The sequence below is a fragment of the Serratia sp. NPDC087055 genome, assembly GCF_044900985.1.
Taxonomy (GTDB): Bacteria; Pseudomonadota; Gammaproteobacteria; order Enterobacterales; family Enterobacteriaceae; genus Serratia.
Genome location: NZ_JBJDOG010000001.1, coordinates 2381234 through 2404480, shown reverse-complemented (window position 1 = coordinate 2404480; position 23247 = coordinate 2381234). Strand labels below are relative to the sequence as shown.

The window sequence follows — 23247 nt, the reverse complement described above, 5'->3', positions numbered from 1 at the left end:
AGCCTAAAATGAAACTAAAATGTGCCATTCTTGACGATTATCAGCAGGTCGCGCTCAACATGGCGGACTGGTCCGCCATCGCTGACCGGGTTGAGGTGTTCGCAATCAACCAACATTTTACCGATGAAGCGGAACTGGCAGTGCATCTGCAGGACTGCGACATTCTGGTGATCATGCGTGAGCGTACGCCGATGACGGCGACATTGCTGGCTCGCCTGCCCAAATTGCAGCTATTAATTACCTCAGGTATGCGCAATGCCTCGATTGATCTGGCCGCAGCAGCACAGCGCGGGGTTGTCGTCTGCGGTACCGACAGCGGCTCTGCAGCGCCGATGGAGCTGAGCTGGGCATTATTGCTTGGGTTGGCTAAACATCTGGTGCCGGAAAATGACGGTCTGCGGCACAACGGGCCTTGGCAGCAATCGCTGGGTGTGACGCTGCAGGGTAAAACGCTGGGTCTGCTGGGGCTGGGCAAGATTGGTCGTCAAATGGCCGTGGTGGCGCACGCTTTTGGTATGAAAGTGCAGGCCTGGAGCCAAAACCTGACGGCGGACAAGGCCAATGAGGTTGGCGTTACGCTGGCGGAATCAAAACAGGCATTGTTTGAACAGAGCGACTTTGTGTCCATTCACCTGGTGCTGAGCGATCGCAGCCGTGGGCTGGTTGGTCAACAAGAGCTGAAGGCAATGAAAAAAACCGCGTATCTGATCAATACGTCACGCGCAGCGATTGTCGATAGAACCGCGTTGATTGATGCGTTACAGCATGGGCAGATTGCCGGTGCCGGGCTGGACGTATTTGAGGTTGAACCTTTGCCGGCCGATGACATTTTCCGCCAATTGCCCAATGTGTTGGCGACGCCGCATTTGGGCTATGTGGCTGACAGCAACTATCAAACCTATTTCCGCGAAGCGCTCGAGGACATTGTGGCGTTTCTCGCCGATGAACCGATACGCCGTCTGAGCTAGACGCTTTTATTTCCCTGGATGCTTGTCTGATACTGGGGTTCGCCCGTATCATTGCGCGTCTTTTTTAGCAGGGGTAATCATGCGCGTATTATTGGCTCCGATGGAGGGCGTTCTCGATTCTTTGGTGCGCGAATTGCTCACCGAGGTGAACGACTACGATCTGTGCATCACCGAATTCCTGCGCGTGGTTGATCAACTGCTGCCTGCCAAATCTTTTTACCGCTTGTGCCCAGAATTGCATCACGCCAGCCGCACACCGTCTGGCACCCTGGTGCGCATTCAACTGCTGGGGCAATACCCGCAGTGGTTAGCGGAAAATGCTGCGCGTGCGGTCGAACTGGGCTCTTACGGCGTCGATCTTAACTGTGGTTGCCCGTCGAAATTGGTGAACGGCAGCGGCGGTGGGGCGACGCTGCTTAAAGATCCTGAGCTGATTTATCAGGGGGCTAAGGCCATGCGTGCGGCGGTGCCAGCCCACTTGCCGGTGACGGTAAAAGTGCGACTGGGGTGGGACAGCGACAGCCGCAGCTTTGAAATTGCCGATGCGGTGCAGCAGGCCGGCGTCACGGAGCTGGCGGTACATGGCCGCACTAAAGAGGACGGTTACAAGGCGGAGCGTATCAACTGGGCGGCGATTGGCGAGATCCGCCAGCGCCTGACCATTCCGGTGATCGCCAACGGCGAGATCTGGGATTACCAAGGTGCGCAAGACTGCCTGCAAACGACGGGTTGCGATGCGGTAATGCTCGGACGCGGCGCGCTGAATGTGCCAAATTTGAGCCGGGTAGTGAAATACAATGAACCGCGCATGGCCTGGCCGCAGGTGGTGCAGCTACTGCAAAAATACGTTCATTTGGAAAAGCAGGGCGATACCGGCTTGTACCACGTGGCGCGCATCAAGCAATGGCTGGGGTATTTGCGTAAAGAATATGATGAAGCGACTGAGCTGTTCGGTGAAGTGCGCGCACTGACCAATTCAAAAGATATCGCCCGGGTGATTTGCTGCTCGTAATAGTCTACACCCGCCAACCAAGCCTACACCAATACCTCGCGTAGGGGCGCTGCAGGTTGCGCCCGCGTTAGCTCAGCGTTTCAGTCGTCCAGATCAATCGAGAAATAGCGCATTAATGCTTCACGGCGTTCTTCTTCCGAATGCAACGTCGACTCCCGACGGTGGTGATCTTCGGTGATAATCAGTTTGTTCTCGCTGATGGTCACTCGGCCGTTTTCCGTGGCGTGGGAGCACACCAGTTTCTGGGTAAAATGCGACTGCGGCGAGGTGCTGTGGTAATGGCACATGTCGGTAAATTCGTCGAGTTGGCGTTTTTGCAGGCTGAAACGGTAGAGCGTTTTGGCGTGCGAGCGCTGATCGCCGTTGCGACGCTCCAAAAAATAAACCTCGCCTTCCTGTTCCAAATGGAAGGTGCCGGTGCTTTGTGGCTGTTGCTCGGCCGTCGTGATCCTTAGCGGGGTCAGGAAGGAATCACCAAATCCCACGTCCACCAGATAGGGCTGATCCAGCTCGACCAGCAGTGCCATATGATCGAACGGCGGGCCAAAACTGCCGTCACGGGCGCGGATCTCGCCGGAAATAAAATGCACGCTAAAGCCAATGTCCTGCAGCAACAAAGCAAATAGCCGGTTTAGCTCATAACAAAAGCCGCCGCGGTTGTGTTCAACAATTTTACTGAACAGCGCCTTCTCTTCCAGATGAATGCCCTGATGATAAATAATGCTCAGGTTTTCAAAGGGAACCTTGAGCATATGACCACGGTGTAATTGTTGCAGCGTCGGAAGGTCGGGTTGGGGGATGCCTGCGAATCCAATATGTTGCAGGTAACGTTGTCTGTCCACGGCGTGTCTCACAGCAGAAAAATTGAACATAAAATAGTTGGATTTGGCAACGTTGTGAGGGCAATAAGTGCTATGTCAGAACGCCGGGGATTTGCCGGCGGCCTGCAGCAACAGATTTACCCAGCGGCGGGTGGTGGCGCTAACGAACGCGCTGTCTGCCCAGCAAAGGCGATACTGGTAGGCGGCAGGCAATTGCCGATCCTCGTCAAACACCCGCACCAGCTTGCCGGTGGCCAGCGCATCCTGCGCGACGGCCAGGCTTCCGAGTACAATGCCATTGCCTTCTATTGCTTCCTGCAGCGCATGACCGACGCTATTGAACGTGAGAATGCCGCGCGGCGCCGTAATACCCTCACCAAAGGCCATGAACCAGTCTTGCCAATTGGCGATCCCCAGCCCCTGAGCATCTTTCCACGGTGAGTGAATCAACTGCGATTGGGCGACATCGGCAGGGGTGGCGAGTTTAGGGTGTGCAGCGAGAAATGCTGGGCTTGCCAACGGCGCGAAGGCATCGGCGAGCAGCTCACGGGAGTGTGGCGGCGGGGTGCGCGTTGGACTGTAACGAATGGCGATATCCGCTTCGCCATTGGCCATATCGCGCAGGCTTTCATTGGCGTCCAGCACCAGCGAAACATCAGGATCGGCACGGCGCAATGCCGGCAGGCGCACTGCCAACCAGTGGCTGGCAATCCCCAGCGTACAGGTCAGTTTCAGTGTTTGCTGTTGCTCTGGCCGAACGCGATCGCTGGCTTTTTGTAGCAGCGTCAGTGCACGGGTAACGTCGATCGCTAGCCGTTTTCCCGTCTCATTGAGCGCAACGGCGTTACCTTTACGGTGAAATAGCTCGACCCCCAGCTCGTTCTCCAGATGGCGTATCTGGCGGCTGACCGCACCCAGTGTCACGTTCAACTCTTCTGCGGCCTCGGTAAAACTGGCGCAGCGCGCCGCAACCTCGAATGTATGCAAGGCCTTCAGCGATGGCAGACGTGGTTGAGCGTTCAGCTTGAGTTTCATTCAACCATATTGCCAATCTATCGATGTTCCACAAGTGATTTTTTGCATACTTTTGAGGCAAAGGTTCAAGAGGAATACGACGTGGATATACTGATGGGGCTGGCTGCCGCGCTGTGCTGGGGCGGTACGGATTTTTTGGTTGGGATTAACGCCAGATCGGTGGGGGTACGCAGGGCAGTATTTTTTTCTCAAGCGATCGGCTTTGTGATTTTTACTGCGTTGCTGTTGGTCTCAACGTCACCTGTCTTTGTGGCTTCAGGCGCAGTTTGGGGGTTGGCGCTACTGGCTGCCGGTTTGATGGTGAGTGGTTCGTTAGCCTTGTCACAGGCCTTTGCCATCGGCCAGGCGGCGATGGTGGCTCCACTGGTCACCTGCTATGGCGCTGTCACTACGTTGTTGTCGTGGATCAGTGGAGAACAGCTTACTGCGTTGACGCTGGCAGGGTTGGCGATCTGCCTATTGGGCGTAATGCTGACGGCGATAAGCCCAGGGCGGCAGCCGGGCCACCGGTCATCATCGTTACCGGCAATCGTCTTCGCGTTGCTCGCCGCGTTCTGTTACGGCACGGGGTTCTGGCTGCAAGGAAAATACACGCTGCCGGTATTGGGTCCCAGCGTTAGCCTGTGGCTCGGTTATACCCTGGGGTTGCTGGCTCTGCTGACGCTAACAACGCAGCGGCGAGCGCTGGTGTCGCGACCCGATTGGCGGCAGGCCGGGTTGCTGCTGGCAGCCAGTTTGCTCAACCTGGGCGGCTTTAGTGCATTTTCCGTGGGCGCCAGCGGCGGATCGGTGGCTGTAGTTACCGTGCTTAGCACCCTGTCCGGCGGTATTGCCGCGCTGCTGGGCACATTGCTGTTACGGGAGCGGCTTTCTGCCCTACAGTGGTTGGGGGTATTGACGGTATTAGTTGGCGCCGTGGTACTGCATTTGAAATCGAGCTAGTTTGCCACCTATCAACTCTCCTATTTGGGGCGTTGTTCTGCTCAAGCGACATTCAATCCCACTTTGAATGTCGCCCGGTTTGGCTGTTTGAGCTGTTATTCATTGCTGAAGCGAGCGGGCCGATAACGCGCTGGGATTTCGCTGTTTTTTCCCGTGATCAACTCTTCACTGACCATCCTTCCCACCGTGGCTGCACAGGTTACAGCTGGGTGCATTACCGTCACGTAAAGACCGGTGAGGCTTTCGATAAACCCCATAACGGGGCAGCCATCCTGCGGTACGGGCCGCTGTCCCACGGACTGGCTGAGCAGGTGTGCAGATCCTGTTCCTCTCAGTCTGTCGTTGATTGCCGCCAGGGCGTCGCAAGCTATTTTGTCAGTGCCGCCCGTTGCCGGGTAATCTTCGGCGGCCAGAATATCGCCGTTGCGGGCGTGGCGAACCTCCATGTCATCCCCCGATAGGAGCGTGTTGATGACCCGATCCTGTGTGCCGTAGCGCAACAGAATGGCAGGCGAGGCTGAAACGGGAAGCGGGACTTCTATGGCGTTTAGCAAGGGAGAAATACCCGTGCCGCAGGCCAGCACGACACAGTCCGCGTTGAATGTTCCCTGCGGGGTTTCAACGCCGGTAATGGCAGTGCCTGCACGGGTGAATCCAAGGACAGGCGTCTGAGTTTTTACCACGGCTCCGAGGCCGCAGGCTTTGTCCAGCAGGGCACGGGTGGCATCGATAGGGTCAACGGCACCGTCCTGCATTGCAAAGTATGCTCTCGAAGGCGGGTTATTCAGCGCAGGCTCAAGCCGGGCGATATCGGATTGGCCAAGCATTTTTTCGGTGGCCTGACGTTCCAACGAGTCAGCATCGTAACTCAGCGCACCGGCCCAATGCAGCCAAAGTTCCGGGACTTCTTTTTCTAGCCGATGCCAGTCGGCCACAGATGCACGGCGGAGCAGCACGTCTGGCGAATTCTCGCTCACCGTGCTGTGGATCCAGCCAAAAGAGCTTCCGGTGGCACCTGAAGCCGGGTGGTTTTGGTCAAGTACAGTAACTTTCACCCCGCGTTGGGCCAAATGATAAGCGATTGACGCGCCAATAATGCCTGCGCCCACAATAATAATATGCTTGTCCGGGAGACCCATTTTGACTTTCTTCCTCACATGTACCGGGCGCAAACTATCCCATAAATTAACGATGTCATGCAGATAAATATGCGGCTGTGCTGTCGAGCAGGTGACGTCCCTCAAAGAGCACTACGGCAATGGACCGGGGGCGCCCAAGGCCAAGCATTTTCAACCGGCGTGCTGGGAGCGTCTGATATAGGTCAACGGATTCAGCAAGCGCAAGTGCATTTGCAATACTATCCCCACGGCGGAAGAGGTAATGAAGTCGCGTTATTCATATTTGGAGCCAAATATGACGAGTTGCATAAAGAGATAAAGAGCCGCCTTGTTTGAGGCGACTCTTGTACGTTACCAGGCTTTACGCGGATTGCGGGAAACGATATCGATTTTCTGGCACAACAGTTTGGTGATATCTACCGAAGCTGGGCTAGTGGCACTGCCAGCGAAGTTTTTCAGGATAATGAGGATACGGGCATAGTTCACATAGCCCTCAGGCAACGGCAAATACTCGGCAGAGTTCAGTGCAGTAATACGATCCGAAGTCATGGTTGCCGAAGATGTCGGGGTTACCGTCCCGGTCCTGCCCCACTGACAGGCTTTCTCAAGTAGGATATTGACCCCGGCGTTGCCGTTAAGCTCATACTTCCCTTGGTAAGTACCCACGGTGACATCCAACGTGCTCAGACCTTTAAGGTTCTCCAGTGTGGTGCGCCACAAGACCAGATCATTTTTTTCAATTGGGAAATAAATCTCAATTTTTTTGTCCGTTGTTGCCGCTGTTTTGGTCGTTGCGGTAATGACGCCATCTTTCAGGGTAATCGCCAGGTCTGAGGTTTCTGTTTGTGAAATTCGGTTGCCGGTGGCGGCATAAACGTTGTTCAGCAATAACGCACTATTTTCTTTCCAGGTCGGTTCAGGAAGATGATTAACACCATCCCCCAAATACAATAAGCGCCACATATTAATGTAGCCCGGCGCTCCAATCCTTTTCATTTCGATATGGTTGTTTGACCAGCCTTTTTTAATATCTGAGTTAATCAGATCGAAACCGTCAATGTAGCATTTACCGCTAAGATCGCTGGACTTATCGAAATAGAAATACTCAACGTATTGATAGGGGACCGTGCTGCCTGGGTCAGTCACATTGGTTTCAACGCTATGCCACTGGCTGTCTTTGATTTTTACCGTGCCGCCGTTATTGCTGGTAAATACAGGTCGGGAGTTACGGCGATTTTTATTTCCCCATTCGAAGTGGCAGTTTTTAAAGTCCAGCGTGCCGGATTTAACATCGAATAAACCATAGTCAGTATTCGCTTGTTGATCGGCCACACTGCTAAAACCACTGTAGTCAAATGAGCAATCACGGAATGCCAGCGAATGGACACCTTGATAAAAGTTGCTACCGTCGCCAAACAAGCATTTGTAGAACACAATCTTTTCGCCGGCATTGGCGGTGCTGTCTGACCAAATTGGCCAGCCGCAGCCACGTACCATAATGCTGTGCCAGCTTTGGATATAGGCATTGTTGCCAAATACGATACCTTTATACAGGTCGGTGAGCCATACGTTTTGCACCAGCAATTGGCTGGTTGGCATGCCGTGAATATTCACCGCATCGCTATAAACGCACAGGCCACGCAGGTTGGCTGCTGCATCTGAAGTACCGACAATACGTAGGTTATAAATGGCCGGAGCACCTGAGCTGTAAAGCACTCGTACGCATTCAATATCGGTCGCCCCGCGGAAATCCAGAATAGTGCCCTTAAAATCGACGGAATTTTTCCAGAGTTTCAAATTGGCAGTGGTTTTACATTGACGTACACCCCCTGGCCCAACAAGGTTAATACCTGCGGGCGTAGTCGGAATGGCTGATTTCCACCATTCGTCACCTGTAACCTGTAAAAAATTGCTGGCGCGGTTAATGGTCAGAGAATAGTCCTGTTCATCGCCAGCTTGATACCACCAGTCGATACTGTAATTCCCGTTGTTGATAATACGTTTCCAACAACGGTTCTGAGTATCACGCAGAATAGTGGCACCGTTATCCAAACTAGTCGTGTCTCCACTGTCACGGAGGAATACACCGTGGTGATAGCTATTTTCAATCATTACGGTTGATTCGCTGCCGGTATATGCACGTATAGTGACATAGTCATTTAATGCGATCATAGGGTTATCCTCACATTTTCGGTTATGTAGGCTTTTGAAAATTAATAATTCCAGTAACGCAGAGTTGTTTTGAATATAAAAATATGCAGACCGAAAGAGATTCGTTTGTGAAGCTTTCGGTCTGTGGGAGTAAATTAACAGGAGGGGGAGGGCATTTTTAGCACTGAGCGTTGTGCCCGCTGTCAGCGGGCGAACGGGAAGCACAATTAACGCACCCGCGGTTATGGACCTGATTAACCTCCCTGAGGGGAGCGTCTGAAATAGGTCAACGGATTCAGCGAACGCAGGTGCAGTTGCAATACCACGCCGCGGCGGAAGAGGTAGTTGAGAACGGTCAACGACAACAGCTCAGTCAGCAAAGTGCTGTAGGCGGCGCCCATCATGCCGTACTGACGGATCAGGCAATACGACAGCGGGATATTGATGACAAACACCAGGAACATCTTCTTCGACAGGAAGCCGTAACCGGAGAACATCACAATGTATTTGTAGGCCAGGGTACCCAGCGCGGAAAGCAGGGTGGCAACCGCCAATACCCCCATAGCAGGATAAGCGGCTAAGTATTGTTCCCCGTACAATAAGACGATCACCGGTTTGCCGAGCAAGACAATGCCGGCCACGATCGCGGCGGAGATCGCCAGCACCAACCCATTCAGTTTGGCTGCGGTACGCATGGCATCATTGCGGTGATAAGCAAATATTTTGGCGAAAAACGAGGTGATAACCGCATCGGTGACAAACATCCAGGCGGTTGCCAGGGTAATGGCGACGGAGTAAATACCCAGCGCTTCGGCGGAAACAAACCACATCAGGAACAACTGCGCCAGTCGGGTATAAATGGCGATGGAAACATTGGATATTGCCAGCGGCAGGCCACTGGCGAGCAAATAGCGCACATATTTACGCCGAACGCGCCCGGGTGCGATAAAGCGCGGATGGCGGCGGTGGTACATGTGGTGGCGAATCAGATAGGGGATCAAATAAACCATCACAATCGGGATCGCCAGGTAATACAGGTGAAGATCAAAATACACAATCAAATAACGCACCAGCAGCGCACTGCCCAGCCCGGCCACGTTGGCCAACGTATTGAAGCGCGACTCCAGCCGGGCATCATGGTAAATGGTGAAGACGTCTCTCAATGAGAAAAAGCTGGCGACAAAAGTGGCGGCACAAAAGTAGAAGGTAATGAAGTCTTCTCGCAGGCCGGTGTAAATCAATATTGCTGCAGAGAGCACGATGAAACAGCCTTGGCGCAGCCGATTGGTGGAGAACATCAGCGCAGTTCCAGAGCCTGGATTGCGGCTAATTCGCTTGAACAGAACGGTATCGGAACCCAGTAGCGCCAGCGTTTGGGTAATGGCGAAAATGGCGGTAGCAAAGGTGATCTTGCCGAAGCTTTCCGGGCCAATATATCTTGCCATATAGGCGGTGATGAATATCACGCCCAAGATGGACACCATCTTTTCGGATATCATCCAAAACGCATTGCTCACTATCCTGATATCTATGAAATTTAATTTCATTCGCGCTTTCCCTGTCGCATCTTTTAATAGGAATTATCCGATTATTTCCTTAACCTCTGTAGGGATGACTCGCAGGGTTTTATAATTGAGATGCTATAACCGGAGTGTCAGAAGCATTTCTACGTATGCTATGTTCATGGAAGAAAGAGAAGAATGAGAAAACTCGTAAAACGACTCTATCGGGCCGCGCCCGATTTTATTTATTATCAAGTCAGCCATTACCTTGTCCACGGCTCTTTTGTTAACTTCAAATCCCCAAAGACATTTTCAGAAAAAATCTATCGACGCATGCGCTATCCGCATAATGATTTCAGTATGTTAGCGGATAAGATGGCGGTCAGGGAGTATATTGCCCAGCGGGTGTCGGATAAATACCTAACGCCTATTATTATGGCGACGCCTAATTTCACTGAACAAGACTATCTTTCTTTACCACAATCATTTGTTATCAAAACAAATAATGCGTCACAACAAGTCAAGATAGTGAAAGATAAAAGCACGGTATCCTATCAAGATATTGCGAATATTCTTAAGCAATGGTCTGCAATAACCTATTGGAAAAGGTATCGAGAAAAGCACTACGCAAATATTCCGCAGCAGGTTATCGTCGAAGAGCTGCTGGATATTGAATGTGACGGTGAATTGATTGACTACAAGGTGCATGTATTTAACGGAAAACGGCCTTACGTGTTTGTCGAATTGCTGCGTGGTGGCCCTGAGCCGAGCTCGCTGGAGTTTTTAGATGAGCATGCACGCCATTGCTTTTTTACCCAGGCAGACATTCCGCAAGTCAATACGCTGTATGAAAAACCGGCTTTCTGGGATGAGATGATTCAGGTCGCTAAAGCGGTTTCCGCGGATTTGGACTATTGCCGCGTCGATTTTTATCTCACACGTGAGCAAATATACATCGGCGAATTGACGCTTACCCCAGGTGCTGGCAACGAAGTCTATTTGCCACGTGCCACCAATCTTCTGCTGGGCGAGATGATGTCTAAAGCGTGGTGATCCTTGTGGTAGGTTACTGCCCGCCGCCTGCAGGCGAGATGCTCTGTAGCCACGCAAGAAACTCAGCTGCTTTGGGTTTTTCCAGCGTACGTTGAGGATAAACCACGTAATAGGGCTTGCTGAGCGGTAGCGCCGGTTCTGCCAGCGGCACCAATGTCCCCTTGGCCAGTTCCCGCTGAATAAGTTGTTGCTGGCCAAGTAAAATACCCAGGCCTTCCACAGCGGCATCTATTGCCAATGAGGTCAGGTTATAGGTCAGGCCACGTCGCTGTGGTGGAGGCAAGCCGGCTGCGTTAAACCATTCATGCCACCCCGGCAGGAACTGGCTTTCCTTACCCCAATCGACATGGATCAGCGGCTGGTGCGTCCAGTCGCCAGCCGCCTGCAACTGCGGGCTGCACACCGGTTGAACAGCGTCCTGAAACAAACGCACTTTTTCCAATAGCGGGTAGTCTTGATCGCCAAAACACAGGGCAAAGTCTGCTGTTGAGCTGGCGAAGTCCACTTCGCCGTGGGTAGCATGCAGCCGGATATCGACCTGCGGGTGTTGCGTAAGCCAGCCCCCAATCACCGGGTTTAGCCATTTTGATGCCAGTGCCGGTAGGGCAAATAGCGTCAGCGTCTCCTTGCCTCGCTGGCGATCGACATGCTGCTGCGCGATACGCAGTGTCTCAAATGCCTGCTGCACGTACGCCAGGTAATCCGCGCCCTGTTCGGTTAGTGTTACGCCGCTTTTGGCTCGGGTGAACAGCACAATGCCCAGGTGCTGCTCAAGCTGGCGGATTTGCTGGCTGACGGCGGCGGCGGTCAACGCCAGGCTGTCTGCCGCTTTGGCTAAGCTGCGGGTGCGAGCGGCGGTTTCAAAAGCCAGAATAGCGCTCAGTTTGGGCAGACGGCTACGGGTGGGTGCGTTCATGGCAGTTATCGCTAAGAATTGGTTAACATATCCTTAACGCATTTTTGTTATTACGGCAATGTGACATTCGCTACAGTGGGGTTATCCGGCCTAATGCCAACAGGAGCCTCTGATGCAACCACTCGCTCATATCATTGATTTATCCGCCAACCCGATTGGCGACGCCGCTTTTCAGGCTCGCTGTAAAGCGACGCTGGATACGTCCGGGGCGCTGGTATTGCCGGGCTTCCTGACGGCAGCGGCCTTGGCAAGGGTGCGTCTGGAAGGGGCGCAGAACGGCCATGCTGCGTTTTACGCAGCCAGCAAGCATAACGTCTACCTCAAACCACAGGACGAAACGTTACCGGCCAATCATGCACGCAACCGGCTGGTTGTTTCATCCAAAGGCTGCATTACCGACGAAGAGATCCCGGCTGAGTCACCGTTGCGCACGCTGTACGACGCACAACCCTTCCGTGACTTTCTCTGTGCGGTACTGGAAGAGCAGCGCCTTTACCCTTACGCGGACCGGCTGTCTTCTATCAACCTGCATTATGCCCACCGAGGGCAAGAGCTGGGTTGGCATTTTGACAATTCGTCGTTCGCCATCACGCTGCTGATCCAAAAACCCCAGGCCGGGGGGCGCTTTGAATATGTGGAAAACTTGCGTGATGCCGATCGTGGCGAGATGAATTATGCCGGTGTTTCCGAGGTATTGGACGGTGAGCGGGCAGCGAAGCCGCTGACGATGGAAGAGGGGGATTTGGTGCTGTTCCGTGGGCGCAATGCCATGCATCGCGTCACGCCGACGGAGGGGGATACCACCCGGATGCTGGTGGTCCTGGCCTACAATGCCCAGCCGGATATTGCGCTGTCGGAGAGTGCCAGAATGACTTTTTACGGCCGATTGTAGAGATAAAAGAACTGCCCCGAACGGGGCAGTTCAGCGGCTTAGTGGTGAGCGTCTTCGTGTGCTTGCTGTTCCAGTTTCACTTCCTGCGCGCGTTTGCGCAGGCCGAACCAGCCCAGCGTCAGTAACACCGCCAGTACCGGAATGGTGGCAATAGTCCAGGTGCCGTTCGGGTAGTCAAACGCCATCATGATTACGACCGCCAACAGGAACGCTAGCGTCAACCAAGAGGTGACGGGCGCGCCAGGCATTCTGAAAGATACCGGCTGGGCGCGGCCTTCACGCACGGCTTTACGCAGGCGCATCTGGCACACGATGATAAATGCCCAGGAAGCTATAATGCCCAGTGACGCGATGTTCAGTACGATCTCAAATACCCGCGAAGGCACCAAATAGTTCAGCAAAACGCCAATCACATAGATGCCGCAGGTCACCAGGATACCGGCGTAGGGCACTTGCTGGCTGCTCATTTTGGCCATGAATTTCGGCGCTGAACCGCCCATCGACAGCGAACGCAGGATGCGGCCAGTGGAGTACAGGCCAGAGTTGAGGCTGGAGAGTGCGGCAGTCAGTACCACGATGTTCATGATGGTGCCGATATAAGGCACGCCCAGCTTGCTGAAGAAGGTCACGAACGGGCTTTGTCCCGCCTGGTAGGCGTTCCATGGCAACAGCAGCACCAACAGAACGACCGAGCCGACATAGAATAGACCAATGCGCCAGATAACGCTGTTGATAGCCTTTGGCATCATTTTGGCCGGATCCTTGCACTCACCGGCAGCGGTGCCGATCAGCTCAATCCCGGCGAAGGCGAAGATAACCCCTTGGACTAACACCAGCGCAGGCAGCAAGCCATGTGGGAACATGCCGCCGTTTTCGGTAATCAGGTGCAGGCCCGTGGTGTTGCCCGCCACCGGGGTGCCTGTACCGAGAAATACCACGCCAACCACCAGGAACAACGCGATGGCGACGACTTTGATCAGCGCAAACCAGAACTCCATTTCGGCAAACCACTTCACGCCGATCATGTTCATGGTGGCGACCACCCCCAGGGCGCAGAGTGCGAACAACCACTGCGGGACGTCGGCGAAGGTGCCCCAGTAGTGCATATACAGCGCCACTGCGGTGATATCGACGATACCGGTCATCGCCCAGTTGAGGAAGTACATCCAACCGGCGACATAAGAGGCTTTTTCGCCGAGAAACTCACGGGCGTAAGACACAAAACTGCCGCTGGAAGGGCGGTGCAGAACCAATTCGCCCAATGCGCGCAGAATGAAGAAAGAGAAAATACCGCAAACCAGATACACCAGCGCCAACGCCGGGCCGGCCAATTCCAGGCGGCCGCCGGTGCCGAGGAACAAGCCGGTACCGATCGAACCGCCGATGGCGATCATCTGTATTTGCCGATTGCCCATGCTTTTGTGATAACCGGATTCATGGGAATCTAACCATCGTCTTCTGGCTGCGTGTTTGTCATGCGCAGACTTTTTATTTGATTGCATCATCCGTCCTGTTTACCTGTCTGTAGAGTTACCCTGCTCTGGTTTCAGAGCAAACGATTGCTATTGCCAATCGTTATAAGAATGAGGTCATGGCATCATTCTGTTGTTTATTGTGTATACAAGCCGCCATTAAATAACGGCGGAGCATGCTACCTTTTCTCTGTAAAGGTGGCAAAAATTCCTGCGTATAAATCGTGAGCAATTGTGTTTGTTTTTTGCGCTATATATAAAAGAATATATTATTCAATAAGATGGTTGATTTTATCAAGACGGAAATAACGAGGAATAAAAAGTGATTAAAATCACACAATAATAATTACCGCGCAAACTACAGGGTGTTTAGCTTATTTATTCGCGATGAGAAAAAAGGGGGGAATAAGCGTCTCCCTGCCTGCGGCGATATTCTGGGCAGGCAGGGAGCAAAGGGGGGGATTAACGGCTAATTCTTAAGCTGACTCGCCGGCTGGCAGTGCCGAGGTGGGCAGCCCGAAGATTTTGTCGAAGGCCCAGTTAAATACAAAGGTATAACAAGGGATAATCACGATCAGTGCCATATCCAGCAGTAGCGCCTGCCAAAGCGTAATCCCCATCCACCAGGCGATCAGCGGGATCAGATACACCACCAGCGTTAATTGAAAACCGATGGCATGCAGAATACGGCGTTTAAGCGTACGGCCGCGTGATGCCTGGCGGCTTTCCCACAGTTCAAACAGCGAGTTATAAATAAAGTTCCAGCTTACGGCGATCGTCGTGATGATCACGGCCAACGGCCCGGTGCTGCTTGGCGCATTGCCGGAAAGCAAGGCTAATCCGAGTGCGGAGATCGTCATGCCGATAATTTCATAGGCGGTGACATACACCAGTTTGCGTTTAACGCCCTGCATTACTTATCTCCTGAGCCTGACTGAATTTTTGGCTTTGCGGTCGGGTGACCTTTTGCCGTCTGGCGAGTAAGATAGCGTCAATCATATTGATAGAAAAAGTCAGGAGCTGTCAGTTTTACTGACAGGTAATGCAATGAATTTTTCCAGCGATAATATTGAGCTGTTTCTGGCGGTATTGGATCGCGGTTCGTTTTCCGCTGCCGCTCGCTCACTGCGCCGCGTGCCTTCTGCGGTCAGCATGGGCATCGCCAACATGGAAGCAGAATTGGGGTTTCCATTGTTTGACCGTTCGCACCGTGAACCCGTACCGACGCCGTTGGCATTGGCGTTGGCACCGCACGCGCGGCTGATTGCCGACCAGCTTAAGCAATTACAGAACCATGCTATCGAGCTGTCGCAAGGGTTAGAGAGCACGTTATCAGTCGGTGTCGCCTCGGACATCAATAGCAGCGGTCTGCTGGTGGCGATCAAAACGCTGGCTGAACGCTACCCCCTGCTGAATATCGAAGTGCTGACGGCCCCGCAGGATGATGTGCTTCATATGCTGCACCAGGGCAGGGTGGGTGTCTGCCTGGCGTTTGGTGGCCTGAATATTAACAGCCAGGAACAGTTTCATTTCGTGGGTGCGGAATCGTTGGTAGCCACACTTTCGCCACTGCACTCATCGCTGAACGGTGTGGCGGATGAGCTGTTTCTCGAGGATTTGGTCAACGTACGGCAGATTATGGTGGCCAGCCGCGACCTGCCTATTGCCGATCTGCGGCCTCGCGTGGCGGAGTCTTACTGGCGTACCGACAGCCTGCCGATGGCGCTAAGTATGGTTGAGGCCGGTTTGGGTTGGGGGAATTTTCCACTGTCGCTGACTGCACCTTTGTTGGCGCAGGGGCGTCTCATCCGGTTGAAGTTCAAAAATACCAAAAATGAACTGCGCTTGCCGATGCATCTGATCTGGTTAAAAAGTCGACCGCTGGATAAGGCCGCCGGTGAACTGGTGGCGTTGATGCGTGATATGTCGCAAACAGAATAATTCCCGCTATCTCATTGCTTTTATTTTCATCGCTGCGCTACTTTGAGCAATGGGATGTCAGGGGGCGCAGAAAATATGATGAGCGAAACGGCATTATCGGTATTAAGCATTAGTGGGGCGATTACGCTCGGGGCGATGAGCCCAGGGCAAAGCTTTGTTCTTGTCGCGCGTACCGCCGTTGCCTCTTCGCGCCGCGACGGTATGGCGGTTGCATTGGGCATGGGCGTCGGCTGTTTTATCTTTGCGCTCATCGCCCTGCTGGGGTTGCAGTCACTGCTGCTGGCGCTGCCGTGGCTCTACACCACACTTAAAGTGTTGGGGGGTGCTTATCTTATCTATCTGGCCTGTAAAATGCTGCGAGGCGCCAACCAGCCGCTGAGCGTAGAGGCGGTTGGTGAGCAACACCTGGGGTTCCGCAAGGCATTTACCACCGGCTTGCTGACGCAACTGGGCAACCCCAACACCGCCATTGTATTTGGCAGTGTGTTTGCCGCGTTGCTCAGCCATAAAATTTCGCCGGTGATGTATGTCGTGCTGCCAGTGATCGCACTGACGATCGATGTCGTGTGGTATGCCTTCGTGGCATTTGTCCTGTCGTCACCGCGCCCGCGGCGCACTTATCTACGTTTTAAAGCCGGGTTCGATCGGCTCGGTGGCGGTGTGCTGGCGCTGCTCGGCCTGAAGCTGATGCTAAACCGATAGTGCCTTGCCCGCTTGAAGTGGCATCTTGGCTTGCTGCCTGCACTTACCCCGATCACGTACTCTGTGTACGCTCTCGGGGGCGGTTCGTCGCCGCCTCAATGCAACGCCAATTATGTTGGGTATAGCCTTAATCGGCATGGCGGCGGCGCCACCAAAACCGTAGTAGCAAGATAGCGGCGATCACCAGTGCGCAAAACAGCACGCTGGTGAGTCGTTTGTCGAAGCCGGAAATAAAGCGGGTAATCGCTTCACCACCGAAATACCCCAGCAGTACAAAGATCGTTGCCCACAGGATGGCACCGAGAATGTTCAGCGGCACAAAGCGTGACGGCGGCAACTTGCTGGCTCCGATCAACACGGGCCCGATAATGCGAAAACCATACATAAAACGAACGCCAATCACGAACAGCATCGGGTGACGAGCTATCAATTTTCTGGCCCGTTCGATACGTTTTTCCTGGCTTTTCATGCGTGAAATCACCCGTCCACCAAAGTGGCGGCCGAGGAAAAACAGCACCTGATCCCCCAGTGTGCCACCCAAGGCCACGACGGCAATCACCCAAGGTAAATGCAACAGTCCCTGATGCGCGGCAATGCCACCGAGTAGCGTGATGGTCTCGCCTTCGGCCAGGCAGCCGATGAACAACGCCCAATAGCCGTAGTCCGTAATATAATGGGCTAAATCCGCCATCCTGATTCCCTATGTCTATAACACATAAGGTTTAGTATACGCCCTGTGGACTAACCGCGGGAGGCCATCTGCGCCACCAGTGCCTGACGTTGCCGCAGGCTGTCAGCCATTTGTGCCTGAACGCGCGCCAGAATATGCGCAGGTGCCAGCTCCGGTGTTCCCCCGAGGAACGGCGGCGCCGGCGCGTATTCCAGATACAGTTGAATCGTCTGTGCGGTTTCCTCATCATGCAATTCGGCGATCAACGCCAGGGCAAAGTCGATACCGGCGGTTACGCCGCCGCCACTGATCACGTTGCCGTCGCGTTCTACCCGTGCGTGGCTGGGGATGGCGCCAAACAGCGACAGGCTGTCGCGCATGGTCCAATGACAGGCTGCGCGTTTGCCCTTCAACAGACCCGCCGCGGCCAGGATCAACGAGCCGGTGCAGACCGAGGTCAGATACCGGGCATTGGGCCCCAGGCGACGGATCTGGCGCATAAAGTCGTCATTCTGTAGTGCCTGGGTGCAACCGGCACCGCCGGGCACGCAGAGTACGTCGCAGCGAGTCACCTCTTCGAGCTTCTGTAATTGGGTAAAGTGCAATCCTTCAGCGCTGATATCTGCGCCACCGACTGAGGCGACGACAATCTCTGCGCCTGGCATGTGCCGTAAAAACTGCAGTGGGCCGGTAAAATCGAGCTGGGTGACACCCTGATAGATCGGAAAAACAATCACTAACGGTTCAGACATGATATTCGCCTCAGTTTTATCATTTAACTTGGCTCATAATAGTCGCCCTGTTTTTGTCTTGTATGACATATAACCCTCAAAAAGCGCCATGATGAAAAATATCGGCTTTGTGGTTTTCCCCGGTTTTAACCTGCTGGACTTTGCTGGGCCATTGGCGGCGTTCGATAACGCCAATCAGTTCACGGCGACCCCGGTTTATCGCTGTGTGCCGTTATCAGAACTGGGGGGCAGCGTGATGAGTTCATCGGGTGTGGAAGTGCTTACGCACCCGTTCGACGAGGGGCACTTCGACACCTTGTTGGTTGCGGGGGGAAGCGGTAATGTCGTCGCTGCGCAGTCTGCGGCGTTGCTGGCGTTTTTGCACCGGCAAAGCCATCAGGTACGGCGTATGGCCAGTGTGTGCACTGGGGCATTTATTCTGGCCGAAGCAGGCTTGCTGGACGGTAAGCGAGCGACCACCCACTGGTACCATGCTGCACGTTTGCAGCAGGGTTATCCGCGCATCCGCGTTGACAGTAATCGTATTTATATCCGCGATGGCGCGGTCTGGACTTCCGCCGGGATCACTGCCGGTATCGACTTGGCGTTGGCGATGGTTGAGGAAGATCTCGGCAGCGAACTGGCAGCCAACGTGGCGCGGCAGCTGGTGGTGTACCACCGTCGCCCCGGAGGCCAGTCGCAGTATTCGCTGCTGTTGGAATTGAACCCGTCCTCAGATCGCATTCGCAGCGCGCTTTCTTATGTTCGCGAGCATCTGCATCACCCCCTGACGGTGTCGGGGTTGGCTGATGCCGCCTGTCTGAGCGAACGTCAATTTGGACGGCTGTTCCGCGCAGAAACCGGCCAGACGCCGGCCAAGGTGATTGAGCAACTGCGGGTTGAGGCGGCCAGAGTGCGGATTGAAGAGGGCAGTGAAGCGCTGGAGTCAATTGCTCGCGCCGTGGGTTTTAGCGATCCCGAGCGCATGCGGCGGGCATTTATTCGCGTCTTTGGCCTGTCGCCGCAGGCGATTAAGCGCCTGAGCCGCACCGGTTAAATTATCCCGTCGCGCCCTGGTGGCGTGGCGCAGTAGAGGAGTGACAGATGTATCAGGATTTTGAAAGTGAACTGGATTGGGCCATGCGTCACATGCCACGAACCCGTGCAGCCGTTGCCGCGTTGCCCGATTTAAGCGGTGTGCGGTTGGCCTGCAATATGCACTTGGATCTGAAAATGGCACCGCTGGTGGCAGGCTTACTGGATAAGGGCGCAGCGATATACTTAACCACCTGTAACCCGACGACGGTGCAGGATGATGTGGTGGCCTGGTTAGAGCGCCGCGGCGCGCAGGCGTATGCCTGGCGTGATATGAGTGACGCCGACTGGTCTGCATCGTTTGACCGCGCCTTGGCCTGGGAACCGACCCACCTGTGTGAAATGGGCGCGGACCTGACCACACGCCTGCACCAGTCAACCGAGGGGCCGCAGATTATCGCCGGGCTGGAGGCGACCGGTTCTGGTATTAGTCGGCTGAACGGTATGGCGCCGCGTTATCCGATTTTCAACTGGGATGACTTGCCGGTCAAAGAAGGGCTGCATAATCGCCATATGGTCGGCCTGACCGCGTGGCACACGTTCTTCCAGACAACCCATCTGACGCTGCATGAAAAATGCGTAGTGGTGATTGGTTATGGCCTGGTTGGGCAAGGCGTCGCTGCGGCGGCAAAAGCCTATGGCGGGCAGGTGATTGTGGCAGAGATCGATCCGGCACGCGCACTGCAAGCACGTTACGATGGCTGGGCCGTGGTCGATTTGGCGAGCGCAGTCAGCCAAGCTGATGTCATTGCCACTGCCACCGGGGCTAAAAACGTATTGTCGGCACAACACTTACAGCACGCGAAGGATGGCGTATTCATTCTTAACGTCGGCCATGTGACGGCGGAAATTGACGTCGGCTTCTTGCAGAGCCTGCCGCACAGCGAGCCTATGCCGTTTGTGAATGCCTACCAACTGGGTGATAAAACGGTTTATTTACTGGCTAACGGGTCGATGTTTAACCTGACGGCGGGCTACGGTGACAGCCTAAATGCCTTTGACGTAACACTGGCGGTGATGGCTGCGGGCATTGGTCATATCGTTGGCGAGGGGGCTCGCCAAACGCCCGGTTTGTATCTGTTACCGCAGTCGGCCTGGCAACCGGCACTGTAACTTTTTTATCGCGGGCGCTCACCCCAGAGCGCTCGCGGTTTGCGCAATTTTCTGTCCGACAGAATTTGTCACAAATCGGCTCGCATAATCCCAGTGCCAACTTAAGATCCCTCACATATAATTCGGCAAAATAAGACCTTCATCTTCTTCAGTGACAGAGTAATGCATGTGAAAATACGTGTTTTGGTACTAACCCTGCTCGCTTTGCAGGCAGGAGCAGGCATCGCGCCGCGCGCGCTGGCCAGCGAAAATAATGCCGTCACCCGCGCCGCCGAGCCTGAATTGGCGTCGGGCAGTGCGATGGTCGTGGATATGCAGACCCACAAGGTGATGTATGCGCGCAATCCTGATGAAGTGGTGCCGATTGCCTCCATCACGAAGCTGATGACCGCAATGGTGACGCTGGATGCTCATTTGCCGATGGATGAAATGCTGTCGGTAGATATTCACCAGACACCGGAGATGAAAGGGGTCTATTCGCGCGTCCGCCTGAACAGCGAAATCAGCCGTAAAGATATGCTGTTGCTGGCGCTGATGTCGTCAGAGAACCGTGCGGCCGCCAGCCTGGCGCACCATTATCCGGGCGGTTACGGCGCGTTCATTAAAGCGATGAATGCCAAGGCGAAGTCTCTGGGTATGACCAATACACGCTATGTGGAGCCAACCGGGTTGTCGATTCATAACGTGTCGACTGCACGTGACCTGACCAAACTGTTGATCGCGACCAAACAATATCCCCTGATCGGCCAGCTCAGTACTACCACTGAACGCATGGCGACGTTCAAGGATCCAAACTATACGCTGCCATTCCGTAACACCAACCATCTGGTGTACAACCCGAAATGGAACATCCAACTGACCAAAACCGGGTTCACTAACGAAGCGGGGCATTGCCTGGCGATGCGTACTGTGATCGGCAGCCGTTCAGTATCGTTGGTAGTATTGGACGCTTTCGGCAAATATACCCACTTTGCTGATGCCAACCGCCTGCGCAGTTGGATTGAAACCGGTAAGGTCACGCCGATCCCTGCGGCGGCTCGTGACTATCGTCGCCAAAAAGACGCCCGTCTGGCGAAAAACGACACCGAATAATCTGTTCTGCGGCCTGCGGAGCCTTTCTGCAGGCCGTTATCGCCCTTCAGGGCGTCTGATCACAAAGCCTCGCTCTCGATCGCCGTCGAACCCGGCGCGCAGATACAGCTGATGTGCGCCGGTACGTTGCTGGCCGGAGAGCAGCATCACTTTGTAGCACCCTTTTCGCCATGCCAATTGCAGCGTGTATTCGAGCATCGCTGATGCAATGCCTTGCCCGCGATGCGATGGGGCTGTGATCACGTGTTCAATAATGCCGAACGGCTGCGCTTGATGGACCAGCCCCGGTACCATGGCCAGCATGCAGGTTGCTATGGGGCGTTCGTCCAGGGTGCTAACGACCAGACGAATTGCCGGATTGTCCAGCAGGCGTTGCAATGCACGTAACGCAGTGTCTGGGCGCATCGGTTGATCTTGCGGGCGCAATTCCTGATACAGTGCCAGCAGGCTGGCAAGATCGCTCAACTGGGCCAGACGGTGGGTGATGGTCATCTTTCCTCCTTTCAACCGTCGCGGCGGCTTATCCATCCGCTATCATCAATGAATACCCTATCGTACGCAGAGGGAACATCCAATGAGTAACGTTTCAACCTTTGTCATGTTTCAGGGCAATGCCCAACAGGCGATTGATCTTTATAGCGAACTGTTCCCCGGTTTCCGGGTTCAGCAGGTGCAGCATTATGATGAGCAGGATACGGGGCCGCGGCGGATCAAGTACGCGGCTATCGATTTTGAACGGCATAACCTGGTCTTTACCGACAGCCCAGTCAGCCACGATTTCAGCTTTACCCCCGCGGTGTCACTGCACGTTAATCTCGCGACCGACGCGGAACTGGAGCGGATTTTTACCCGTCTGGCTGCGGGCGGTGAGGTCTTGATGCCGATCGATGATTATGGTTTCAGCGCCCGTTTCGGCTGGCTGAATGACCGCTTTGGTTTGTCCTGGCAGTTGAACGTGCCGGCCGGTGATTTAGGCCGATAACCTTGGTGTTTTCAGCGATCGTCCCATACCCATTCAGGGGTGTTTAACACTATGCTAAACGGATAATGACCAATGACATTGAAAAGGATGGATCACTTTGGCCGGAAGTAGCTTACTGACTTTAATTGATGATATTGCCTCACTGTTGGACGATGTCTCGTTGATGACCAAAATGGCGGCGAAAAAAACTGCCGGGGTCTTGGGGGACGATCTGGCGCTGAATGCGCAGCAGGTGTCTGGGGTAAAGGCCGACCGCGAGCTGCCGGTGGTGTGGGGCGTGGCCAAGGGGTCGTTTATTAATAAAGCGATTCTGGTGCCGCTGGCGTTATTGATCAGTGCATTCGCGCCTTGGGCGATCACTCCGCTGCTGATGGTGGGCGGTGCCTACCTGTGTTACGAAGGTTTTGAGAAGGTGTTTCATAGCCTGACCCACAGCAAACAAGCGGGTGAAGAGAAAAAAGACGCGTTGGACGCCACGGAAGACGTGGTGGCCTACGAAAAACGCAAGGTAAAGGGCGCGATCCGCACCGACTTTGTGCTTTCTGCCGAGATTATCGCCATTACATTGGGTACCGTGGCTGGCGCGACCTTCAGCCAACAGGTGATCGTACTGTGCGGTATTGCGATTGTCATGACGGTGGGGGTTTACGGCATTGTGGCCGGCATCGTTAAACTCGATGACTTGGGGCTGTATCTGAGCCGAAAAAGCAGCGAGCTGGTGCGTTCGATCGGCAATGGGATTGTCAGTGCCGCGCCTTATCTCATGAAGACCCTGTCCGTTGTCGGTACCATCGCCATGTTTATGGTCGGGGGCGGCATTTTGACCCACGGCCTACCGCCTGTACATCATCTGTTTGAAGACTGGGCATCTTACGCCACCGTGGTGCCGACCTTCGGTCATATCCTGCAGGGCGTTATTCCCGCCTTACTCAATGTGGCGTTCGGCCTGGTTGCCGGCGGTGCAGTGCTGCTGGTGGTGTCGGCTCTGGGTACGATTCGCGGCCGTTTAAAAGCCTGATCATTTCGCCGGGTGCATCTT

At 54.3% G+C, this 23247-nt stretch carries 23 protein-coding genes; 12 read left to right on the top strand and 11 right to left on the bottom strand.

The window, feature by feature from the left end; all coding sequences use genetic code 11:
* The first annotated feature begins 8 nt into the window (after positions 1-8).
* Positions 9-968: a D-2-hydroxyacid dehydrogenase family protein gene (locus ACI2J2_RS11400; protein WP_404760129.1), complete on the top strand. Its 960-nt coding sequence runs from the start codon at positions 9-11 to the stop codon at positions 966-968.
* Positions 969-1047: 79 nt separating this feature from the next.
* Positions 1048-1980 carry a tRNA dihydrouridine(16) synthase DusC gene (gene dusC, locus ACI2J2_RS11395; RefSeq protein WP_404760128.1) on the top strand — a complete coding sequence of 311 codons (933 nt, stop codon included), beginning with the start codon at positions 1048-1050 and terminating at the stop codon, positions 1978-1980.
* Between the two features lie 80 nt (positions 1981-2060).
* Here the strand turns inward: dusC and ACI2J2_RS11390 are convergent, their stop codons facing one another.
* Entirely contained in the window at positions 2061-2822 is a 762-nt protein-coding gene (locus tag ACI2J2_RS11390) for an arylamine N-acetyltransferase (RefSeq protein ID WP_265554235.1), read from the bottom strand.
* A gap of 75 nt (positions 2823-2897) precedes the next feature.
* Entirely contained in the window at positions 2898-3836 is a 939-nt protein-coding gene (locus ACI2J2_RS11385; RefSeq protein ID WP_404760127.1) for a LysR substrate-binding domain-containing protein, read from the bottom strand.
* A gap of 81 nt (positions 3837-3917) precedes the next feature.
* Between ACI2J2_RS11385 and ACI2J2_RS11380 the strand changes: the two genes are divergently transcribed.
* Positions 3918-4778 (top strand): DMT family transporter, encoded by an 861-nt coding sequence (locus ACI2J2_RS11380; protein WP_404760126.1) that lies wholly within the window; start codon positions 3918-3920, stop codon positions 4776-4778.
* Positions 4779-4873: 95 nt separating this feature from the next.
* On the opposite strand, the gene ACI2J2_RS11375 is transcribed toward ACI2J2_RS11380, so the two are convergent.
* The 3 genes from ACI2J2_RS11375 to ACI2J2_RS11365 form a co-directional block, all read right to left on the bottom strand.
* Positions 4874-5917: an NAD(P)/FAD-dependent oxidoreductase gene (locus tag ACI2J2_RS11375; protein WP_404760125.1), complete on the bottom strand. Its 1044-nt coding sequence runs from the start codon at positions 5915-5917 to the stop codon at positions 4874-4876.
* Between the two features lie 330 nt (positions 5918-6247).
* The gene (locus ACI2J2_RS11370) at positions 6248-8272 is read right to left on the bottom strand and encodes a hypothetical protein (RefSeq protein WP_404760124.1); all 2025 of its coding nucleotides are present in this window, start codon (positions 8270-8272) and stop codon (positions 6248-6250) included.
* Positions 8273-8301: 29 nt separating this feature from the next.
* Positions 8302-9594 carry a flippase gene (locus tag ACI2J2_RS11365; RefSeq protein WP_404760123.1) on the bottom strand — a complete coding sequence of 431 codons (1293 nt, stop codon included), beginning with the start codon at positions 9592-9594 and terminating at the stop codon, positions 8302-8304.
* Positions 9595-9747: 153 nt separating this feature from the next.
* Here ACI2J2_RS11365 and ACI2J2_RS11360 point away from each other — a divergent pair, with 153 nt between their 5' ends.
* A complete protein-coding gene (locus tag ACI2J2_RS11360) occupies positions 9748-10602 on the top strand; it encodes an ATP-grasp fold amidoligase family protein (protein WP_209632219.1) in 855 nt (284 codons plus the stop codon).
* A gap of 13 nt (positions 10603-10615) precedes the next feature.
* On the opposite strand, the gene ACI2J2_RS11355 is transcribed toward ACI2J2_RS11360, so the two are convergent.
* Positions 10616-11518, bottom strand: a complete 903-nt coding sequence (locus tag ACI2J2_RS11355) for a LysR substrate-binding domain-containing protein (RefSeq protein WP_404760122.1) — start codon at positions 11516-11518, stop codon at positions 10616-10618.
* Positions 11519-11630: 112 nt separating this feature from the next.
* Here ACI2J2_RS11355 and ACI2J2_RS11350 point away from each other — a divergent pair, with 112 nt between their 5' ends.
* Positions 11631-12410 carry a 2OG-Fe(II) oxygenase gene (locus ACI2J2_RS11350; RefSeq protein ID WP_265554226.1) on the top strand — a complete coding sequence of 260 codons (780 nt, stop codon included), beginning with the start codon at positions 11631-11633 and terminating at the stop codon, positions 12408-12410.
* A gap of 38 nt (positions 12411-12448) precedes the next feature.
* On the opposite strand, the gene ansP is transcribed toward ACI2J2_RS11350, so the two are convergent.
* Positions 12449-13912: an L-asparagine permease gene (gene ansP, locus ACI2J2_RS11345; RefSeq protein WP_209632222.1), complete on the bottom strand. Its 1464-nt coding sequence runs from the start codon at positions 13910-13912 to the stop codon at positions 12449-12451.
* 446 nt (positions 13913-14358) lie between these two features.
* Entirely contained in the window at positions 14359-14796 is a 438-nt protein-coding gene (locus ACI2J2_RS11340) for a PACE efflux transporter (RefSeq protein WP_130379645.1), read from the bottom strand.
* Positions 14797-14929: 133 nt separating this feature from the next.
* Between ACI2J2_RS11340 and ACI2J2_RS11335 the strand changes: the two genes are divergently transcribed.
* Positions 14930-15823, top strand: a complete 894-nt coding sequence (locus ACI2J2_RS11335; RefSeq protein WP_209632223.1) for a LysR family transcriptional regulator — start codon at positions 14930-14932, stop codon at positions 15821-15823.
* A gap of 78 nt (positions 15824-15901) precedes the next feature.
* Positions 15902-16525, top strand: a complete 624-nt coding sequence (locus ACI2J2_RS11330; RefSeq protein ID WP_209634116.1) for a LysE family translocator — start codon at positions 15902-15904, stop codon at positions 16523-16525.
* Between the two features lie 127 nt (positions 16526-16652).
* On the opposite strand, the gene ACI2J2_RS11325 is transcribed toward ACI2J2_RS11330, so the two are convergent.
* Both ACI2J2_RS11325 and ACI2J2_RS11320 read right to left on the bottom strand, forming a co-directional pair.
* Positions 16653-17216, bottom strand: coding sequence for a DedA family protein (locus ACI2J2_RS11325; protein ID WP_209632224.1), 564 nt, complete (start codon positions 17214-17216; stop codon positions 16653-16655).
* A 50-nt stretch (positions 17217-17266) separates the two neighbouring features.
* Entirely contained in the window at positions 17267-17947 is a 681-nt protein-coding gene (locus ACI2J2_RS11320; protein ID WP_404760121.1) for a DJ-1/PfpI family protein, read from the bottom strand.
* Positions 17948-18038: 91 nt separating this feature from the next.
* Here ACI2J2_RS11320 and ACI2J2_RS11315 point away from each other — a divergent pair, with 91 nt between their 5' ends.
* From ACI2J2_RS11315 to pbpG, 3 genes are all read left to right on the top strand, one after another.
* Positions 18039-18983 carry a GlxA family transcriptional regulator gene (locus tag ACI2J2_RS11315; RefSeq protein WP_404760293.1) on the top strand — a complete coding sequence of 315 codons (945 nt, stop codon included), beginning with the start codon at positions 18039-18041 and terminating at the stop codon, positions 18981-18983.
* A 47-nt stretch (positions 18984-19030) separates the two neighbouring features.
* Positions 19031-20134, top strand: a complete 1104-nt coding sequence (locus ACI2J2_RS11310; protein WP_265554217.1) for an adenosylhomocysteinase — start codon at positions 19031-19033, stop codon at positions 20132-20134.
* Between the two features lie 162 nt (positions 20135-20296).
* Positions 20297-21226 carry a D-alanyl-D-alanine endopeptidase gene (pbpG, locus tag ACI2J2_RS11305; RefSeq protein WP_209632227.1) on the top strand — a complete coding sequence of 310 codons (930 nt, stop codon included), beginning with the start codon at positions 20297-20299 and terminating at the stop codon, positions 21224-21226.
* Between the two features lie 36 nt (positions 21227-21262).
* Here pbpG and ACI2J2_RS11300 read toward each other — a convergent pair whose 3' ends face one another.
* Entirely contained in the window at positions 21263-21718 is a 456-nt protein-coding gene (locus tag ACI2J2_RS11300) for a GNAT family N-acetyltransferase (RefSeq protein WP_404760120.1), read from the bottom strand.
* 82 nt (positions 21719-21800) lie between these two features.
* Between ACI2J2_RS11300 and ACI2J2_RS11295 the strand changes: the two genes are divergently transcribed.
* Complete coding sequence (locus ACI2J2_RS11295; RefSeq protein WP_404760119.1) at positions 21801-22208, top strand: VOC family protein; 408 nt, start codon at positions 21801-21803, stop codon at positions 22206-22208.
* A gap of 97 nt (positions 22209-22305) precedes the next feature.
* The gene (locus ACI2J2_RS11290; protein ID WP_209632230.1) at positions 22306-23226 is read left to right on the top strand and encodes a DUF808 domain-containing protein; all 921 of its coding nucleotides are present in this window, start codon (positions 22306-22308) and stop codon (positions 23224-23226) included.
* The last annotated feature ends 21 nt before the right edge of the window (positions 23227-23247 follow it).

Excerpts from the sequence above, each read along its gene's own strand:
- ACI2J2_RS11400 (WP_404760129.1), top strand. The coding sequence starts at position 9 with ATGAAACTAAAATGTGCCATTCTTGACGATTATCAGCAGGTCGCGCTC.
- dusC (WP_404760128.1), top strand. The coding sequence starts at position 1,048 with ATGCGCGTATTATTGGCTCCGATGGAGGGCGTTCTCGATTCTTTGGTG.
- ACI2J2_RS11385 (WP_404760127.1), bottom strand. The coding sequence starts at position 3,836 with ATGAAACTCAAGCTGAACGCTCAACCACGTCTGCCATCGCTGAAGGCC.
- ACI2J2_RS11375 (WP_404760125.1), bottom strand. The coding sequence starts at position 5,917 with ATGGGTCTCCCGGACAAGCATATTATTATTGTGGGCGCAGGCATTATT.
- ACI2J2_RS11365 (WP_404760123.1), bottom strand. The coding sequence starts at position 9,594 with ATGAAATTAAATTTCATAGATATCAGGATAGTGAGCAATGCGTTTTGG.
- ACI2J2_RS11360 (WP_209632219.1), top strand. The coding sequence starts at position 9,748 with ATGAGAAAACTCGTAAAACGACTCTATCGGGCCGCGCCCGATTTTATT.
- ACI2J2_RS11355 (WP_404760122.1), bottom strand. The coding sequence starts at position 11,518 with ATGAACGCACCCACCCGTAGCCGTCTGCCCAAACTGAGCGCTATTCTG.
- ACI2J2_RS11350 (WP_265554226.1), top strand. The coding sequence starts at position 11,631 with ATGCAACCACTCGCTCATATCATTGATTTATCCGCCAACCCGATTGGC.
- ansP (WP_209632222.1), bottom strand. The coding sequence starts at position 13,912 with ATGCAATCAAATAAAAAGTCTGCGCATGACAAACACGCAGCCAGAAGA.
- ACI2J2_RS11340 (WP_130379645.1), bottom strand. The coding sequence starts at position 14,796 with ATGCAGGGCGTTAAACGCAAACTGGTGTATGTCACCGCCTATGAAATT.
- ACI2J2_RS11335 (WP_209632223.1), top strand. The coding sequence starts at position 14,930 with ATGAATTTTTCCAGCGATAATATTGAGCTGTTTCTGGCGGTATTGGAT.
- ACI2J2_RS11330 (WP_209634116.1), top strand. The coding sequence starts at position 15,902 with ATGAGCGAAACGGCATTATCGGTATTAAGCATTAGTGGGGCGATTACG.
- ACI2J2_RS11325 (WP_209632224.1), bottom strand. The coding sequence starts at position 17,216 with ATGGCGGATTTAGCCCATTATATTACGGACTACGGCTATTGGGCGTTG.
- ACI2J2_RS11320 (WP_404760121.1), bottom strand. The coding sequence starts at position 17,947 with ATGTCTGAACCGTTAGTGATTGTTTTTCCGATCTATCAGGGTGTCACC.
- ACI2J2_RS11315 (WP_404760293.1), top strand. The coding sequence starts at position 18,039 with ATGAAAAATATCGGCTTTGTGGTTTTCCCCGGTTTTAACCTGCTGGAC.
- ACI2J2_RS11310 (WP_265554217.1), top strand. The coding sequence starts at position 19,031 with ATGTATCAGGATTTTGAAAGTGAACTGGATTGGGCCATGCGTCACATG.
- pbpG (WP_209632227.1), top strand. The coding sequence starts at position 20,297 with ATGCATGTGAAAATACGTGTTTTGGTACTAACCCTGCTCGCTTTGCAG.
- ACI2J2_RS11300 (WP_404760120.1), bottom strand. The coding sequence starts at position 21,718 with ATGACCATCACCCACCGTCTGGCCCAGTTGAGCGATCTTGCCAGCCTG.
- ACI2J2_RS11295 (WP_404760119.1), top strand. The coding sequence starts at position 21,801 with ATGAGTAACGTTTCAACCTTTGTCATGTTTCAGGGCAATGCCCAACAG.